General features: G+C 64.8%; 16 protein-coding genes. 8 read left to right on the plus strand and 8 right to left on the minus strand.

Features of this window, described 5'->3' with window-relative positions; translation table 11 throughout:
- Positions 1-11: 11 nt before the first annotated feature.
- The 6 genes from OKW44_RS35005 to OKW44_RS35030 form a co-directional block, all read right to left on the minus strand.
- The gene (locus tag OKW44_RS35005; protein WP_018421300.1) at positions 12-494 is read right to left on the minus strand and encodes a GNAT family N-acetyltransferase; all 483 of its coding nucleotides are present in this window, start codon (positions 492-494) and stop codon (positions 12-14) included.
- A complete protein-coding gene (locus OKW44_RS35010) occupies positions 494-769 on the minus strand; it encodes a hypothetical protein (protein ID WP_008923126.1) in 276 nt (91 codons plus the stop codon). The genes OKW44_RS35005 and OKW44_RS35010 overlap by 1 nt, the downstream gene beginning before the upstream one ends.
- 111 nt (positions 770-880) lie before the next feature.
- Positions 881-2,197: a molybdopterin molybdotransferase MoeA gene (moeA, locus tag OKW44_RS35015; protein WP_018421299.1), complete on the minus strand. Its 1,317-nt coding sequence runs from the start codon at positions 2,195-2,197 to the stop codon at positions 881-883.
- 61 nt (positions 2,198-2,258) lie between these two features.
- Positions 2,259-2,885, minus strand: a complete 627-nt coding sequence (mobA, locus tag OKW44_RS35020) for a molybdenum cofactor guanylyltransferase MobA (protein WP_018421298.1) — start codon at positions 2,883-2,885, stop codon at positions 2,259-2,261.
- An 11-nt stretch (positions 2,886-2,896) separates the two neighbouring features.
- A complete protein-coding gene (gene moaA, locus OKW44_RS35025) occupies positions 2,897-4,006 on the minus strand; it encodes a GTP 3',8-cyclase MoaA (protein WP_018421297.1) in 1,110 nt (369 codons plus the stop codon).
- Between the two features lie 185 nt (positions 4,007-4,191).
- Positions 4,192-7,428, minus strand: a complete 3,237-nt coding sequence (locus OKW44_RS35030) for an Rne/Rng family ribonuclease (RefSeq protein ID WP_026225958.1) — start codon at positions 7,426-7,428, stop codon at positions 4,192-4,194.
- Positions 7,429-8,154: 726 nt separating this feature from the next.
- Between OKW44_RS35030 and OKW44_RS35035 the strand changes: the two genes are divergently transcribed.
- From OKW44_RS35035 to OKW44_RS35050, 4 genes are read left to right on the plus strand one after another with little or no spacing between them, the layout of a single operon-like run.
- Positions 8,155-9,204 carry an RluA family pseudouridine synthase gene (locus OKW44_RS35035; protein WP_018421295.1) on the plus strand — a complete coding sequence of 350 codons (1,050 nt, stop codon included), beginning with the start codon at positions 8,155-8,157 and terminating at the stop codon, positions 9,202-9,204.
- On the plus strand, positions 9,197-9,856 hold the full coding sequence (locus OKW44_RS35040) for an HAD-IA family hydrolase (protein ID WP_018421294.1): 660 nt from the start codon (positions 9,197-9,199) through the stop codon (positions 9,854-9,856). Before OKW44_RS35035 ends, OKW44_RS35040 begins: the two co-directional genes overlap by 8 nt.
- Positions 9,853-10,269 (plus strand): Rieske (2Fe-2S) protein, encoded by a 417-nt coding sequence (locus tag OKW44_RS35045; protein WP_018421293.1) that lies wholly within the window; start codon positions 9,853-9,855, stop codon positions 10,267-10,269. The genes OKW44_RS35040 and OKW44_RS35045 overlap by 4 nt, the downstream gene beginning before the upstream one ends.
- 28 nt (positions 10,270-10,297) lie before the next feature.
- Positions 10,298-11,299 (plus strand): S49 family peptidase, encoded by a 1,002-nt coding sequence (locus OKW44_RS35050; RefSeq protein ID WP_018421292.1) that lies wholly within the window; start codon positions 10,298-10,300, stop codon positions 11,297-11,299.
- A 111-nt stretch (positions 11,300-11,410) separates the two neighbouring features.
- Here the strand turns inward: OKW44_RS35050 and OKW44_RS35055 are convergent, their stop codons facing one another.
- On the minus strand, positions 11,411-12,130 hold the full coding sequence (locus OKW44_RS35055) for an SAM-dependent methyltransferase (RefSeq protein WP_018421291.1): 720 nt from the start codon (positions 12,128-12,130) through the stop codon (positions 11,411-11,413).
- Entirely contained in the window at positions 12,127-12,744 is a 618-nt protein-coding gene (locus OKW44_RS35060) for a Maf-like protein (RefSeq protein WP_018421290.1), read from the minus strand. The genes OKW44_RS35055 and OKW44_RS35060 overlap by 4 nt, the downstream gene beginning before the upstream one ends.
- Before the next feature lie 286 nt (positions 12,745-13,030).
- Here OKW44_RS35060 and OKW44_RS35065 point away from each other — a divergent pair, with 286 nt between their 5' ends.
- From OKW44_RS35065 to OKW44_RS35080, 4 genes are all read left to right on the plus strand, one after another.
- Positions 13,031-13,687: a DUF177 domain-containing protein gene (locus tag OKW44_RS35065; RefSeq protein ID WP_018421289.1), complete on the plus strand. Its 657-nt coding sequence runs from the start codon at positions 13,031-13,033 to the stop codon at positions 13,685-13,687.
- 102 nt (positions 13,688-13,789) lie between these two features.
- On the plus strand, positions 13,790-13,969 hold the full coding sequence (rpmF, locus tag OKW44_RS35070) for a 50S ribosomal protein L32 (protein ID WP_018421288.1): 180 nt from the start codon (positions 13,790-13,792) through the stop codon (positions 13,967-13,969).
- Positions 13,970-14,092: 123 nt separating this feature from the next.
- Positions 14,093-15,199 (plus strand): phosphate acyltransferase PlsX, encoded by a 1,107-nt coding sequence (gene plsX, locus OKW44_RS35075; RefSeq protein WP_026225956.1) that lies wholly within the window; start codon positions 14,093-14,095, stop codon positions 15,197-15,199.
- Positions 15,199-16,188: a beta-ketoacyl-ACP synthase III gene (locus OKW44_RS35080; RefSeq protein WP_018421286.1), complete on the plus strand. Its 990-nt coding sequence runs from the start codon at positions 15,199-15,201 to the stop codon at positions 16,186-16,188. Before plsX ends, OKW44_RS35080 begins: the two co-directional genes overlap by 1 nt.
- The last annotated feature ends 64 nt before the right edge of the window (positions 16,189-16,252 follow it).

Raw genomic sequence — 16,252 nt, forward strand, 5'->3', positions numbered from 1 at the left:
GGCGCTGGAATTCACGCCCTTGCAGCCAGCCGCGCCAGCGCATCGCCCGTCACGCGCACGACGCGCCAGTCCGGCAACACCGTTGCCCCCATCTTCTGATAGAAGCTGATCGCCGGCTGATTCCAGTCGAGCACGGTCCACTCGAAGCGCGCGCATTGCCGCTCCACCGCCAGTGCCGCGACGTGTCGCAGAAGCGCGGTGCCGAGCCCGCTGCCCCGCTGCGCGGGCTGCACGTAGACGTCTTCGAGATAGAGCCCGCGGCGGCCTGCGAAGCTCGAAAAATTGTGGAAGAACAGTGCATAGCCCACGATGCTCCCCGCGTCTTCGGCAACCAGCGCTTCGATCGACGGCCGCGCGCCGAACAGCGCGTCGCGCAGGCTATCTTCCGTCGCGACGAAGATGTGCGTGAGGTTCTCGAACTGCGCGAGTTCGTAGGTGAGCGCGAAGATCGCGCCGGTATCCGCGGGCTTGGCGGCGCGGATCGTCGCCGGCATTACGCTTCTTCCGGTGCGTCGGCCAGATGGATTTCGATACCACCGAAGCGCGACGCGACCCAGTTGTAGGCGTGGCACGCGATCCACAACAGTACGAAGCCGAGGATCGCGTTCAGCAGCAGCGCGCTGAACACGGTGCTCAGCTCGACCGAGCCATAGCGCACGAACGCGACCACCACGCCGAGCAGCACGATCGGCACCGAGAACGTCAGATACACGAGGATCAGCGCTTTGGCCGTCTGTCCCGGTGCGATGAACGAGATCTGTTTTTTCATGTAAGTCAAACCCGTGTGTCGTAGTAGTGATCGTGGGTGAAGTGTCGATGAAGTGTCGATGAAGTGCTGCTGAGGTGCCGATGTCGTGCGATCGATGCGCCGCCTGGAACGTCAGATGAGACCGTCGAACAGCATGATCGACACGCGATCGCCGACGTCGATGTCGCCCTCGTCGTGGCCGAGCACGATGAAGCAGTTCGCTTCGCTCATCGAGCTCAGCACGCCTGAGCTTTGCGATCCGGTCGGGCTCGCGTGCCAGTGTCCGTGCGCGTCCTGTTCGGCGATGCCGCGCTGGAATTCGGTGCGGCCCGCGCGCTTGCCCACCGCCACGCGGCTCGTCGCGTGAATCACCGGCAGCGGCCGCGGCGTCGCGCCGGCCATCAGAAGCAGCGCTTCGCGCACTATCTGATAGAACGTCACCATCACGGCGACCGGGTTGCCGGGCAGGCCGAAGAATAGCGCAGGTTTGCCGAGCCCGGGCTTTTCGCCGGACCACAGGCGGCCGAACGCGAGCGGCCGGCCGGGACGCATCGCGAGACTCCAGAAGGCGACGTCGCCAAAAGTCTGTAGCAGTCGCTTCGTGAAGTCCGCTTCGCCCACCGACACGCCGCCCGAAGTCAGCACCACGTCGGCGTTGGCCGCGGCACTGCGCAGCGCGGCTTCGAGCGCGGCCGGCTCGTCGCGCACGACGCCGAGATCGAGCGCGTCGATGTTCAGGTGCCGCAGCATCGCAAACAGCGTGTAGCGGTTGCTGTCGTAGACCGAGCCCGCGTCGAGCGGCTCGCCGAGCGAGCGCAGTTCGTCGCCGGTCGAAAAGAACGCGACGCGCAGACGCCGCCGCACGCTGACTTCGCCAATGCCGAGCGACGCGAGCAGGCCGAGGTCCGAGGCGCGCACGATGCGGCCGGCATGCAGCGCGACGTGGCCGCGCGCGAGGTCTTCGCCGGCACGGCGGCGGTTCGCGCCCGCCGCCACCGCGCTGGCGGCGAAGCGGATCGACGTGGAATCCGCACCGTCGCGCTCCACCTGTTCCTGCGGCACGACGGTGTCGCAACCGGCGGGCATGCAGGCGCCCGTCATCACGCGCACGCACTGGTTCGCCGCGACGCGGCCCGTGAACGGATGACCGGCGAGCGCCTTGCCGGCGAGCGTCAGCTCGACGCTGTCCGCGCCGCCTCGCATACCGGCGGCGAGCGCTGCGTGATTGAACGCGTAGCCGTCCATCGCGGAGTTGTCGTGCGCGGGCACGTCGATCGGCGACACGATGTCGGCGGCTAGCACGCGGTCGAGTGCATCGCGCAACGCCAAGCGCTCGACGGCCGCGACCGGCGTCGCCCATTGCCGGACGATCGCCTGAGCGGCCGGGACGGGTAGCGCATGAGGATCGTACTGCGCGACGCAGCGGGAAAAGTCGTTGAGCGTGGTCATGAATGGCTGGGCGTCGCGACCGGTGACGGGCGCGGCTGTTGCCGTGCGGCCGGAGCGGATGTCAGCCGGGGCCTCGATTGCGTTCGAGGTCGGCGAGTTCTTGTAACGAGTTGGCATTGTAAAACGCGCGCTCGTCGGCAAAGACGACTTCGACCGTCTTGTGGCGCGCGTACCACGCGCGGACCTTGCGCTCGCCGGAGGCCAGAAACGCGGCCAGGTCGTCCGCGACGGCGGTGCGCATCAGTGCGAATACCGGGTGCAGGGAGGTTTCTCCACCGGTGTCGACGGTGGTGACCGCTGCGATGTCGGCGTGGTTCGCGTCGAGCGCATCCGCGAGGCGCGCGGCGAGGTCGGCCGGTAGCCACGGCGAATCGCAGGGCGCGCTCAGCAGGTACGCCGTGCCGGCGGCGCGCAGTCCGGCGAGCATGCCGGCGAGCGGGCCGGGAAAGTCGGGGAGGGTGTCGGCGACGAGCGTTGCGCGATATGGCGCGCCGAGCGCCGCATAGGTGTCGGGATGGCGGTTCGCGCTGATCATCAGCGGGCCGGTCTGCGGCGCGAGGCGCCGCAGCACGTGAGCGGCGAGCGGTTCGCCGTGCAGCGGCTGCAACCCCTTGTCGACGCCGCCCATGCGCGTGCCGCGCCCGCCCGCGAGCACGAGGCCAGTGATCTGTTCGCGGGGGATGGACATGCGTCGGCCGCTCAGCCGCCGATGTAGGACATTTCGACGCGACGCTTGGCCGGCTCGCCCTGATCGGCCGGCTGGCTGCCGCGCAGCTGCGAGTAGCGGTCGCCGCGGCCCTGCCAGATTTCGGCGATGGCGGTGGCGATCCCGGCATCGCTCGCACCGCCGCGCAACAGCGCGCGCAGGTCATGTCCGGTCGATGCGAACAGGCACAGGTATAGCTTGCCCTCGGTCGACAAACGCGCGCGCGTGCAATTGCCGCAGAACGCGCGGGTGACGCTCGAAATGACGCCGATCTCGCCGCCGCCGTCGACATAACCCCAGCGTTGCGCAGTTTCGGCGGCGCTGTGCGCTTCGAGCGGCACCAGCGGGAAATGCTCGGCGATGCGCGTGACGACGTCGGCGGAAGGCAGCACTTCGGTCATGTTCCAGCCGTTCGAGGTGCCGACGTCCATGTATTCGATGAAGCGCAGCACCGCGCCCGTGCCTTTGAAATGACGCGCCATGGGGACAATTTCGCCGTCGTTGGTACCGCGTTTGACGACCATGTTTATTTTGACCGGCGCGAGCCCGACCGCGTGCGCGGCGGCGATGCCATCGAGCACGTCGGCGACCGCGAAGTCGGCGTCGTTCATGCGGCGGAACAGCGCGTCGTCGAGCGCGTCGAGGCTGACGGTCACGCGCGTGAGGCCGGCATCCTTCAGGCTGCGCGCCTTGCGCGCGAGCAGCGAGCCGTTGGTGGTCAGCGTGAGATCGAGCGGACGGCCCGCAGGCGTCGTCAACCGGGCGAGCCGGTCGACCATGAATTCGAGGTTTTTGCGCAATAGCGGCTCGCCGCCAGTCAGGCGAATTTTCTCGACGCCATGCGCGACGAACAACTGCGCGAGCCGCTCTATCTCCTCGAAACTCAACAACGCGCTGTGCGGCAGGAAAGCATAGTCCTTGTCGAACACTGCGCGCGGCATGCAATACACGCAGCGGAAGTTGCAGCGGTCCGTCACCGAGATGCGCAGATCGTGCAGCGGACGCGCGAGCGCATCGTGCAGCACGCCGCTAGGTGTCTGCACTGGGCCGGTGATGACCGGCGCTGCGCTGAGATCGGCAACAGGGATGATGCGTCGTGACATGAAATGCTTCGTCAGGTGCTTTAACGGACTGGGATGATTGATTCTATCGGAAATGTCGGTGGCGGCAGGTGCGCGACGGACGTTGTCGGGGTATACGGGGAGCGGCGCGGCTCGCGGCGACAAATGACCGCCTAAAGAAAAAGCCCGCCGGAAAGGGCGGGCTTTTTCACGAACAACGACGCGGCTTACTGCGGATGCTTGATCGTTTCGACCTGTTGCATCGGCGTGTGGTCGTCTGGCGGCAGCGCCTTGCGCTCACGGATCACGCGCGGCGGCTTGACCGTCTGCGCCGCCGCTTCCTGCGCGGCACGCAGCTTGTCGGCGTCGGTGTTCACCCAGATCAGGCCAGCCTGCTCGAGGATCGGCTGCAAGGCGTCGGCCGATGCGGCGGCGGGGGCTGCGCTGCGGACGGTGGCCGGCTGCGGTGCCGCGGCGACGGGCGCCGGTTCGACCACGGCCGGTTCTGTTGCGACGACCGGTCGCGGTTCGACGATTTCGGCCTGCGGTGCCGGCACGGCTGCCGGCGCCTCGACGATCGTGGCCGGAGCCGCGGTGTCGAGCGCAGCCGGGACGGCTCGCGGTTCGGTCGGGACGGTCGGCTGCGCTTCCACGGCCGGCTCGACTGCCGGGGATTCGGCATGCGCGGCGGGTTCGACCGAAGCGGCCGGCGTAACCGGTTCGCTCGCGGCCGACGCGGCTTGCTCTGCCTGCGCTGGCGCTTCGATAGCCGGCTCCTCCGCCACGGGTTCGATCGACGCCGTCGGGGCCTCTTCCACCGGCACGACCTTTTCGGTCTTCGCGGCATTTTCCGCGGCGAGAGCCGGCGTTTCGGCTGCCGCATGCAGTTCGGCCACGACGGCGCTTTCCGTTGCGACGGCGGCGACCACCACTTCGACCGGGGTCACTTCCTTCGCTTCGCTGGCTGCAGGCGTGTGCTCGACCGGCTGCTGGGTGCGCACCGGCGCTTCGTCGCTGGCGGCAACGTTGTCGCCTTCTGCTTCGGCGACATCCGCCGCGAGATTGCCATTCACGTCCTCTTCACGCTCGCGACGACCACCACGACGGCCGCGGCGGCGGCGACGACGCTCTTCGCCGTCACGTGCGACTGTTTCCTGATCGACCGGCACGCCGTTTTCACCCGCTGCGGCGCGGTTGCGCGCCAGTTCGTCGGCAGCTTGCGTGTCGGTTTGCGTCAGCGCCGAGGCGGCTTCCGCCTGCGGCTTGCGACGCTCGCCACGCTCGACGCGTTCAGCGCGCTCGCCACGCTCGCGACGCTCACCGCGTGCCGTGCCTTCGACGGCTTCCGCGCGCTCGGCGCCGCGGGTGTCGCGTTCGCGAGCCTCGCGCGGTTCACGCGCTTCACGCGGCTCGCGAACCTCACGCAGTTCACGGCCTTCACGGGCCTCACGCGGTTCGCGTTGCTCACGCGGCGCGCGCGGTTCGCGGCCCTCGCGTGCCTCGCGGCCTTCGCGTTCCTCGCGACGCGGCGACGGCTGCTGACCTTGCACCTGACGGCCGCCGGTCACGCCTTCGCCACGCGCTGCCGCGTCGCGACCGCCTGCGCCGCCACGGCGATTGCGGTTGCGATCGCCGCCGCGCTCGCCCGTGCGCTCACCGCGCTCGGTGCGCTCGCCGCGTTGCGGACGAGCCTGCTTGTCGGTGGTGGCCGGCGCGGCGGGCGCCGGAGCAGCCGGCTGCATGCCGAACAGATTCTTCAGCCAGCCGATGAAGCCGCCACTGGCCGGCGTCACCGCGACCGGAGCGGGGATAGCCGCCGGGCGGGCCGGCGCGCTCGGAGCCGGCTTCTCGGGCGTGATGCCCTTGACGGCCGCTTCCTGCTTCGGCTTCACTTCCTCAGCGCGCTTGCTGTAGCCGGTTTCCGATTCGAGTTCGCGGGCCGCTTCTTCGGCCATCTTCCACGATGCGCGCGGCTCGTCGAGGCGCGTGTCGTCGTGACGCAGACGCTCGAGCTTGTAGTGCGGCGTGTCGAGATGCTTGTTCGGGATCAGCACGACGTTGACTTTGAAACGCGACTCGATCTTGTTGATTTCGGCGCGCTTCTCGTTCAACAGGAAGGCGGTCACTTCGACCGGCACCTGGCAGTGGATCGCCGCGGTGTTTTCCTTCATCGCTTCTTCCTGAATGATCCGCAGCACTTGCAGCGCGGACGATTCGGTATCGCGGATGTGGCCCGTGCCGTTACAGCGCGGACACGTCACATGGCTGCCTTCCGACAGCGCCGGACGCAGACGCTGACGCGACAGCTCCATCAGGCCGAAGCGCGAGATCTTGCCCATTTGGACGCGGGCGCGGTCGTGCTTCAGCGCGTCTTTCAGGCGCTGTTCGACTTCGCGCTGGCTCTTGGCCGATTCCATGTCGATGAAGTCGATCACGATCAGGCCGCCCAGGTCGCGCAGACGCAGCTGGCGAGCGACTTCGTCGGCGGCTTCGAGGTTCGTGCGCGCGGCCGTTTCCTCGATGTCCGCGCCTTTGGTGGCGCGCGCCGAGTTCACGTCGATCGCGACGAGCGCTTCGGTGTGATCGATGACGATCGCGCCGCCCGACGGCAGCGGCACGGTGCGTGAGTACGCGGTTTCGATCTGGTGCTCGATCTGGAAGCGCGAGAAGAGCGGCACGTCGTCGTGGTAGCGCTTTACCTTGCCGACGTTGTCCGGCATCACGATGTCCATGAAGGCGCGCGCCTGGTCATGGATTTCGGTCGTGTCGATCAGAATTTCGCCGATATCGGGCTGGAAGTAGTCGCGAATCGCGCGGATCACGAGGCTCGATTCGAGATAGATCAGCATCGGCTGGCCGGCCGTGCCGCTTTGCGACGCGGCTTCGATTGCGCGCCACAGCTGCATCAGGTAGTTCAGGTCCCACTGCAGCTCTTCGGCGCTGCGGCCGATGCCGGCCGTGCGCGCGATGATGCTCATGCCTTCCGGCAGTTGCAGCTGCGCCATGGTTTCGCGCAGTTCCTGACGGTCGTCGCCTTCGATCCGGCGCGACACGCCGCCGCCGCGCGGGTTGTTCGGCATCAGCACCAGATAGCGGCCGGCGAGCGAGATGAAGGTGGTCAGGGCTGCGCCCTTGTTGCCGCGTTCTTCCTTTTCGACCTGGACGATCAGTTCCTGACCTTCCTTCAGTGCGTCCTGGATGCGTGCGGAACGCATGTCGACGCCATCGCGGAAGTACTGGCGGGCGACTTCCTTGAACGGCAGAAAGCCGTGACGGTCTTCGCCGTAGTTGACGAAGCAGGCCTCGAGCGACGGCTCGATGCGCGTGATGATGCCCTTGTAAATATTGCCTTTGCGCTGTTCGCGGCCGGCGGTTTCGATATCGATGTCGATGAGTTTTTGCCCATCGACGATGGCGACGCGCAGCTCTTCCTGCTGCGTCGCGTTGAACAACATTCGTTTCATTGAACGGCTCCAGAGCGGCCTCGCCGGCCCAGCTGCTCGGTTGTCAGTCGCGAGAGCGGGGAGAGTAGGCGTGCCGCGCCTTATTGTGTTTTCACAAACACGCTGGAGCGGGAAAGATGGCGGGAGAATTGCCTGAGAGGGCCCAGCCCGATAAAAAACGGGCACGGTGCCGCAGGGCACATGCGAACACGGCTTCAAATCATGGCCTGACACGCCGCGTTTAGCCAGCAGACCTTCATAAGTCTTCGCCCTCTGAAGCCGGCGCGCCAAATGGGCGCGCGAGCGAAGGGCCGAAGTCCGCGGTCATGCCGCAACGGGAAGTTCGCGCAGGCGGCGCGTCTTTTCCTGCTGGGGGTGTCTCGCCTTCTTTTGACGTCGCCATGTCTTGTACTTTCTACAAGACGCCTTGGGCGCACGCCGTATTTTCGCGACTTGCAGCTTCGTCCAGCTGGGCGTCATACCACCCGGATCACGAAGCTGAAAGCTAAATTCTTTTTTACCAAAATTCCGTTACCGTCGAAGCCGACCTTGACCGAACGCGCCTGCGGGCGCCGTCCCTGCCGGGTGCTGACTTCGTGCGTGCAACTTGTTGCATCTCAATTTCAGGGCGAGCAACCAGACCCCGGCGCAAGTAAAATAACGGTTTATCGCTTGCGCTCGCGCAATCCGCCCGCATGCCGGACACTGCGCCGGCCGTCGCGGACTGCTGGGCAAATTATATTCAGAATGAAAGAGTTAGGCAAAACATCCCAGAGATCGGTTGCAGGCGCGGTCGAAGACTCGATTTCAAGCGACCAGGTTTCGCTGCTCGAAATCGACGACCGGTCGGCTGGTCAGCGCATCGATAATTTCCTGTTGCGCGTCTGCAAGGGCGTGCCGAAAAGCCATATTTATCGCATCCTGCGTAGTGGTGAAGTGCGGGTGAACAAGGGCCGGATCGACGCGCAGTACCGGCTCGAACTGGGCGATCTGGTGCGTGTGCCGCCGATCCGCGTCGCGCAGCCGAATCAGACCGCAGCCCGCGTGCCCGTGCCCGCGCCGGGCTTTCACATCCTGTTCGAAGACGAGCATCTGCTCGTGATCGACAAGCCGGCCGGCGTTGCGGTCCACGGAGGCAGCGGTGTCGCGTTCGGCGTGATCGAGCAGATGCGCGAGGCGCAGCCGCAGGCGAAATTCCTGGAACTCGTGCATCGGCTGGATCGAGAGACTTCGGGCATCCTGATGCTCGCGAAGAAGCGCGCGGCGCTCGTCCATCTGCACGAGCAGATTCGCGATAACCGGATGGACAAGCGCTACTACGCTTGCGTGCACGGCGAATGGGCGAGCGACTGGGGGCGCCGCCGCGCGGTGAAGGAGCCACTTCACAAGTACCTGACCGCCGACGGCGAGCGCCGCGTGCGCGTGCAGGCCGATGGCCTCGCTTCGCACACGATCTTCAATCTGGTCGAGCGCTGGCCGGAATATGCGCTGCTGGAGGCGGAACTGAAGACGGGGCGTACGCACCAGATTCGCGTGCATCTGCAGCATCTGGCACTACCGATCGTCGGCGACGCCAAATATGGTGATTTCGCGCTGAACAAGGCGCTTGCGCGCGCCAACGCGAAGCCCGGCATCAAACGGATGTTTCTGCACGCTTACCGGCTCAGGCTCACGCATCCTGCGACGGGCGCGCCGCTGCAGCTGGAGGCACCGCTGCCTGCCGACTGCCGCGGCTTTATAGAACAACTCAACGAACTACGCACTGGGTCCAACCCGGAGACGACCTTGCATGGCTAGAGAGCAATTCGATCTGATCGTGTTTGACTGGGATGGCACGCTGATGGATTCCACTGCGCATATCACGCGCAGTATCCAGGCGGCGTGCCGCGATCTCGGCATGCCTGTTCCCGCGGACGAAGCCGCGAGCTACGTCATCGGCCTCGGCCTGCGCGACGCGCTGCAGATTGCCGCACCGACGCTCGATCCGGCCGACTATCCGCGGCTTTCTGAGCGTTACCGCTTCCATTTTCTTGTAAAAGACCAGGCTACCGAGCTGTTCCCCGGCGTGCGCGAGATGCTCCAGGAGTTGCGCGACGTCGGCTATCTGCTCGCGGTCGCGACCGGCAAGAGCCGCGTCGGGCTCAATCGCGCGCTTGACCAGGCGCGCCTGACGAGCCTGTTCGACGGCACGCGCTGCGCTGACGAAACCTTCTCGAAACCGCATCCGGCAATGCTGCACGAGCTCACCCGCGAATTGGGGCAGGATACGGCGCGCACGGTCATGATCGGCGATACGACACACGATCTGCAGATGGCGCTCAACGCTGGCGTGGCGGGCATTGGCGTGACTTATGGCGCGCATCCGGCGAATTCGCTGAATGCGATGTCACCGAAGTTCGTTGCTTCGAGCGTCAGCGATCTGTCCGGTTGGCTGCGGGAGAACGCATGAGCGCCGACCGCGTGGATACTGCTAATCCCGCGGCTGCGCAGGCAATGCGCATTTGCGCGGCCGACGAGTTGGTCGACGGTGGCGACGGCATCCGGCGCGACGCGCGGCTCGGCGGGCAGGATGCCGTGGTGTTTTTCGTCCGCTATGATGGCTGCGCCTACGGCTATTTGAATCGTTGCGCTCATGTGCCGATGGAGCTCGACTGGCAGGAGGGGCAGTTCTTCGAATCGTCCGGCTTATACTTGATGTGCGCGACACATGGCGCGATTTACGCGCCGGATACTGGCAAATGCGTCGGTGGTCCGTGTCGCGGGGGCAGATTGCGTCCCGTGCAGGTCGAGGAACGCGATACGCTCGAGGGCCGTGCGGTATTCTGGCTGCCTGACGGCGATTTGCTGCCGGTCACGCGCTGATTTCCCCTTCCATTTTTCCACTGTCCGCATGTCCGACAACTTGACCCCCGAAAAGGACCCTGCCTCGGGAGGCGGCTCCCGTGCACTCGCCGACCAGCCCGGCTGGGAAAGGGCCGCGCTCGAGCGCATCGCGCTCGCCGCGATCAACGAGCAACGCGCCGCGCGACGGTGGCGGATTTTCTTCCGCTTCCTGTTCCTCGCATTGCTCGCACTGGCGGTATGGGGTGCGCTGAACGTCTCGGGCGAGCGGGTCGCCACGACTGGCCGTCATACGGCAATGGTTTCACTTGATGGCGAGATCGCGACGGACGCAAGTGCGAACGCCGAAGATATCAACACTGCACTCGATTCCGCGTTTGAAGATTCCGATACAGCCGGCGTGATTCTTTATTGCAACAGCCCCGGCGGCAGTCCAGTGCAAGCGGGTATTATCAACAGCGAAATTCGGCGATTGCGCGGCAAATATCCGGCTGTTCCGCTCTACGTCGTGGTCGGCGACATGTGCGCGTCGGGCGGCTACTACGCGGCCGCGGCGGCGGAGAAGATCTACGTCGACAAGGCGAGCATCGTCGGTTCGATCGGCGTGCTGATGGACAGCTTTGGTTTCACCGGCCTGATGGACAAGTTGGGGATTCAGCGCCGACTGCGCACATCGGGCGAGAACAAAGGCTTTTTTGATCCGTTTTCGCCTGAAACGCCGAAGATGGACGAACATGCGCAGACTATGCTCGATCAGATCCACGCGCAGTTCATCGACGCGGTGCGTCAGGGGCGCGGCAAGCGTTTGCATGAGACACCGGACATGTTCTCGGGTCTTTTCTGGACGGGGCAGAAGAGCGTCGAACTTGGACTCGCGGACGGTTTTGGCGATGCGGATTACGTCGCACGTGAGATCTTCAAGGCGCCGGATATCATCGATTACACGGTGAAGGAGAGCATTACGGATCGCGTCGCCCGCAAATTCGGCGCGGCCATCGGCGCCGGCGCGGTTCGGACGATGGCGCTCGGCGCGAAAATGAATCTGCGTTGAACCCGCAGTTTTAAAAAGACGCCCGCGCGGTCGGTTTTGGCCGATCGCGCGGACTTTGCGTTGTGAGTTTCGGGCCCTGGTCGCCCTCAGTTGCCTGGCCGGTGTCTACGTTCAGGCCGCCAGAATCAGAAAAATCGCCGGCCGCTTATGCAGGTCGATCTCCGCCTTCTTTTTCCAGTCGGCGACGCTCCGGCTTGCGATCACTTCGCTCGGCAGCGTCAGATCGACCGCCACGCAGACCAGCGTCGACGGCGCGCAGGTCGCGAGCAAGGTATCGAGCAGCGCGCGATTCCGGTACGGCGTTTCGATGAAGATCTGCGTTTGTCTGCTCTTGCGCGACTGTTGCTCGAGATCGCGCAGACGTTTGGCGCGCTCGGTGATGTCGACGGGCAGGTAGCCGTGAAACGCGAAGCTTTGGCCGTTCAGCCCCGATGCCATCAGCGCGAGCAGAATCGAACTCGGCCCGACCAGCGGCACGACCTTTACGCCGCGCTCGTGCGCGCGTCGCACCAGCAGCGCGCCCGGGTCCGCGACTGCCGGGCAGCCAGCCTCGGAGACGAGGCCCGCATCGGTGCCCGACAGCAGCGGCGCGAGCAGTTTGTCGATTTCGCCGGCCGGCGTATTGACGTTCAGTTCGCGAATCTCGATTTCTTGAATCGGCCGATCGGGGCCGACTTTCTTCAGGAACGCGCGCGTGCTTTTGGCGTTTTCGCCAATGTAATAGTGCAGCAACGCCGCGCGGGCGCGTACGGGCGCTGGCAGCACCAGATCGAGCGCGCTTGCGTCGCCTTCGCCGAGCGTGTTGGGAATGAGATAGAGCGTACCGGTCATGGGGCCCCCAAAAGCGGGTAGTTGGCCGCGAGCAGCATGTGCGACAGCGCGATAAGCGGCAGGCCGACGAGCGCGGTCGGGTCGTCGGAATGGATGGCCTCCAGCAGCGCGATGCCAAGCCCTTCGGATTTGGCGCTGCCGGCCACGTCGTACGGTGTTTCAGCGTGCAGGTAGGCGTCGAGCGCCGCGTCCGGCAGATCGCGAAAGCGCACGCGGGTGATCACGTCGATCGTTTGCGCGCTGTCCGTCGCGCTGTCGAACAGACACAGCGCGCTGTGGAACAACACGTCGCGGCCGCGCATCGCCTGCAATTGCGCGAGCGCCCTGTCGTGCGTGCCGGGTTTGCCGATCTGCAGGCCGTCGTAGGTTGCGACCTGATCGGAGCCGATCACGAGCGCGTGTTCGTCGGCGGCGAAGCCTTGGGCGACCGCACGCGCTTTGGCTTCGGCGAGGCGCAGCGCAGTGGCTTCGGGCGTTTCGGCGGCGAGCGGGGTTTCGTCGATCGCGGGCACGACGACGTCGAACGGCACGCGCAGGCGTTCGAGCAACTCGCGGCGATACCGCGAACTCGACGCTAGAATCAGGCGTGGCGGGCGTTTGTAGGATTCAGGCATGGTTTGCGGGCAACGGGAGAGGCGGGTCGTACGGGATCGCGCGAGGCTCCCGTACGTACGGGCTTAAGTGTTTGACTCGAAAAGACAAAACGGATATGATTTCGGGCTTTTCACGGTATGCTTGCACTTGAGAAGGGGCTCGGCGCAGATTGAAGAAAGCACGGCAGGGTTGAACGCAACGGCCGCGGACTCCACTGGCTACCTGCATACCGGATTATCTTCGCGGCGGATCTGATCATCCTTCGCGAATCACCCCCGCAAGATGCTTGCCAACGCAGGAGCGCACATGACTCAACATCCTGGCAAACCTGCAGGTCTGTCCGACCCGCATGAATTCGATCTGTTTGAATTTGCGCGGAGCGGGCGTCAGGCCGCGGGTGTCGTGCGCGTCTCGCAACTGCCGCGCATGTTAAACGAAGTCCCGGCGGAAGCGCCAGATCGCGACACCGCGTTCACATGGCAGGCCGAAGGGACGACGCAGCCGGAATTGCAGGACGATGGCACCGAAGGTTCCCAGCCTTATCTGCGGCTGGCGATTCACGGTGCCGCGTGGCTCGAATGCCAGCGGTGCTTGACGCCGTATTCGCAGGCGTTCAACGTCGATGCAACTTACCGGATCGTCAATACGGAGGCGGAAGCCGAAGAGTTTCCGCTCGACGAGGATGAAGTCGAGGTGATCGTCGGCTCGCGCCAGTTCGATCTCATCGACTTGATCGAAGAAGAGTTGCTGCTTTCCTTGCCGCTCGTGCCCAAACACGAGGTCTGTCCCGAAGTGCACGAGAGCCTTGTCTCGGGCGCGGACGGTAGCGAAGGCGAGGGCGACGAAGCCGCGCAGGAAGGAGCTGGCGATCCCAGCAAGCCGGACCAGTCCAGCGAGCGGCGCAATCCGTTCGCGGCGCTCGAAAGTCTGAAACGCGACGAACCGGGCGGCAAGAAGCACTGAACAGTTGCAGGGGGCGCGATGCGGGCGCATTGGCCATTCGGCCAGTGGTTAAGTCCGTGTCGGGCTGTGTTAGAATTCGGAAAATTTTTTGGAGTTTTAGTCATGGCAGTTCAACAAAACAAGAAGTCGCCGTCGAAGCGCGGCATGCACCGTTCGCACGATTTCCTGACGACAGCGCCGCTGGCCGTCGAGCCGAGCACGGGCGAAGTGCATCTGCGTCACCACATTAGCCCGAACGGCTACTATCGCGGCAAGAAAGTCGTCAAGACGAAGAACGACTAATCGTTGACTGCGATGCGCCCTGTGGCGTTTCGCGCAGCGATCGGCTCGCTTGACATTTTCCCGGTTCGGCAAAAAGGCGGCATTCAACTGCCGCTTTTTTGTGTCTGAAATTCGTCGCACTCCATGACAGTAAAGCTCACGATAGATTGCATGGGAGGCGACCACGGCCCGTCCGTGACCGTTCCCGCTGCCGTCAATTTCGTTCGTTCGCATCCCGATGCGCAGTTGCTGCTCGTCGGCATTGAAAGTGCGATTCGTGCGCAGCTGAAGAAGCTCAAGGCTCAGGATCTGCCGGCGCTGACCGTCGTACCTGCTACCGAGGTCGTCGCGATGGACGACCCGGTCGAGGTTGCGCTGCGCAAGAAAAAAGATTCGTCGATGCGCGTGGCGCTGAACCGCGTCAAGGAAGGCGAGGCGCAAGCCTGCATTTCCGCCGGCAATACCGGCGCGTTGATGGCGGTCTCGCGCTATGTGCTGAAAACGCTGTCGGGCATCGAACGCCCGGCCATCGCGTTTGCCCTTCCTAATCCCACCGGCTATACGATGATGCTCGACCTGGGCGCCAACGTTGACTGCGAGCCGCAGCATCTGCTGCAGTTCGCTGAGATGGGGCACGCGCTCGTGTCCGCGCTCGAAGGAACAGAGCGACCCACCATCGGTCTGCTCAACATCGGTGAAGAAGTCATCAAGGGCAACGACATCATCAAACGCGCCGGCGAACTGTTGCGTGCGAGTACACTGAACTTTCACGGCAATGTCGAAGGCGACGACATCTACAAGGGCACCGTCGACGTGATCGTCTGCGATGGCTTTGTCGGCAATGTCGCGCTGAAGACGTCGGAAGGTCTCGCGCAGATGCTGTCCAACATCATCAAGGAAGAGTTCGGCCGTTCGTGGCTGACCAAGGTGATGGCGGTGCTCGCGCTGCCGGTATTGATGCGCTTCAAGAAACGTGTCGATCATCGGCAATACAATGGCGCCGCGCTGCTCGGCTTGCGCGGTCTCGTGATCAAAAGCCACGGTTCAGCCGATGCGTACGCGTTTGAGTGGGCTATCAAACGCGGGTATGATGCCGTCAAAAACGGCGTGCTGGAGCGCCTTGCGCGAGCGATGGAAGAGAACGCGGGTTCTCTCGAACAGGCGGCGCGCGACGCAAGCGGTGCGGGTCACGCAAGCCCGATCGCAGGCCAGCCGGCCGAGCCCTACGCTGCGCAATCCTCGAAGGCATAATGGCTCAATCCACAATCTACTCCCGCGTGCTGGGCACCGGCAGCTGTCTGCCGCCCAACCGCGTCACCAATCAGGATCTGGCTGAGCGTCTCGCCAGGCAAGGCGTCGAAACGAGCGACGAATGGATTGTTGCGCGCACGGGCATCCATGCGCGTCACTTCGCCGAGCCGGACGTCATGACCAGCGACCTCGCGTTGATCGCCTCGCAGCGAGCGATCGAAGCGGCGGACATCGATCCGCAGTCCATCGACCTGATCGTCGTCGCCACCTCCACGCCGGACTTCGTGTTCCCGAGCACCGCCTGCCTGCTGCAGAACAAGCTCGGGATCAAGAATCACGGTGCCGCGTTCGACGTACAGGCGGTCTGCTCCGGCTTCGCCTATGCGGTGGCGACGGTGGACGCCCTGATTCGCAGCGGCCAGCATCGCACGGCGCTCGTGGTCGGCGCGGAAACTTTCTCGCGCATTCTCGATTTCAACGACCGCACCACCTGCGTGCTGTTCGGCGACGGGGCCGGCGCAGTGATCCTGCAAGCGTCCGACGAACCGGGCGTGCTTTCGAGCGCGCTGCACGCGGACGGCAGCCATTCGAACATTCTGTGCACGCCGGGCAACGTGAATGGCGGCGTGGTCGCCGGCAGCGCGTTCCTGCACATGGACGGTCAGGCGGTGTTCAAGCTTGCCGTCAACGTGCTCGAGAAGGTCGCGATCGAAGCATTGGAAAAAGCTGATCTGAAGCCCGAGCAGATCGACTGGCTGATTCCGCATCAGGCCAACATCCGCATCATGCAAAGCACCTGCCGCAAGCTTGGCCTGCTGCAGGAGCGCATGGTCGTCACGGTGGGCGAGCACGGCAATACGTCGGCGGCGTCCATTCCGCTTGCACTCGACGTCGCGGTGCGCGACGGCCGCATCAAGCGCGGCCATAACGTGCTGATCGAAGGCGTCGGCGGCGGCTTCACGTGGGGCGCGTCGGTCATCCGCTACTGAGCGGGACGACGCATCCGTGGTGTCGCTGGCGGCGCCCGTGCGGCCGGAATAACACCGCGCGCCA

The sequence above is a fragment of the Paraburkholderia lebeckiae genome (genome assembly GCF_050436325.1).
Classification (GTDB): Bacteria; Pseudomonadota; Gammaproteobacteria; order Burkholderiales; family Burkholderiaceae; genus Paraburkholderia; species Paraburkholderia tuberum.

What these genes read in the sequence shown, in the direction of transcription:
- OKW44_RS35005 (WP_018421300.1), bottom strand. Translation starts at nt 494, where the DNA reads ATGCCGGCGACGATCCGCGCCGCCAAGCCCGCGGATACCGGCGCGATC.
- OKW44_RS35010 (WP_008923126.1), bottom strand. Translation starts at nt 769, where the DNA reads ATGAAAAAACAGATCTCGTTCATCGCACCGGGACAGACGGCCAAAGCG.
- moeA (WP_018421299.1), bottom strand. Translation starts at nt 2,197, where the DNA reads ATGACCACGCTCAACGACTTTTCCCGCTGCGTCGCGCAGTACGATCCT.
- mobA (WP_018421298.1), bottom strand. Translation starts at nt 2,885, where the DNA reads ATGTCCATCCCCCGCGAACAGATCACTGGCCTCGTGCTCGCGGGCGGG.
- moaA (WP_018421297.1), bottom strand. Translation starts at nt 4,006, where the DNA reads ATGTCACGACGCATCATCCCTGTTGCCGATCTCAGCGCAGCGCCGGTC.
- OKW44_RS35030 (WP_026225958.1), bottom strand. Translation starts at nt 7,428, where the DNA reads ATGAAACGAATGTTGTTCAACGCGACGCAGCAGGAAGAGCTGCGCGTC.
- OKW44_RS35035 (WP_018421295.1), top strand. Translation starts at nt 8,155, where the DNA reads ATGAAAGAGTTAGGCAAAACATCCCAGAGATCGGTTGCAGGCGCGGTC.
- OKW44_RS35040 (WP_018421294.1), top strand. Translation starts at nt 9,197, where the DNA reads ATGGCTAGAGAGCAATTCGATCTGATCGTGTTTGACTGGGATGGCACG.
- OKW44_RS35045 (WP_018421293.1), top strand. Translation starts at nt 9,853, where the DNA reads ATGAGCGCCGACCGCGTGGATACTGCTAATCCCGCGGCTGCGCAGGCA.
- OKW44_RS35050 (WP_018421292.1), top strand. Translation starts at nt 10,298, where the DNA reads ATGTCCGACAACTTGACCCCCGAAAAGGACCCTGCCTCGGGAGGCGGC.
- OKW44_RS35055 (WP_018421291.1), bottom strand. Translation starts at nt 12,130, where the DNA reads ATGACCGGTACGCTCTATCTCATTCCCAACACGCTCGGCGAAGGCGAC.
- OKW44_RS35060 (WP_018421290.1), bottom strand. Translation starts at nt 12,744, where the DNA reads ATGCCTGAATCCTACAAACGCCCGCCACGCCTGATTCTAGCGTCGAGT.
- OKW44_RS35065 (WP_018421289.1), top strand. Translation starts at nt 13,031, where the DNA reads ATGACTCAACATCCTGGCAAACCTGCAGGTCTGTCCGACCCGCATGAA.
- rpmF (WP_018421288.1), top strand. Translation starts at nt 13,790, where the DNA reads ATGGCAGTTCAACAAAACAAGAAGTCGCCGTCGAAGCGCGGCATGCAC.
- plsX (WP_026225956.1), top strand. Translation starts at nt 14,093, where the DNA reads ATGACAGTAAAGCTCACGATAGATTGCATGGGAGGCGACCACGGCCCG.
- OKW44_RS35080 (WP_018421286.1), top strand. Translation starts at nt 15,199, where the DNA reads ATGGCTCAATCCACAATCTACTCCCGCGTGCTGGGCACCGGCAGCTGT.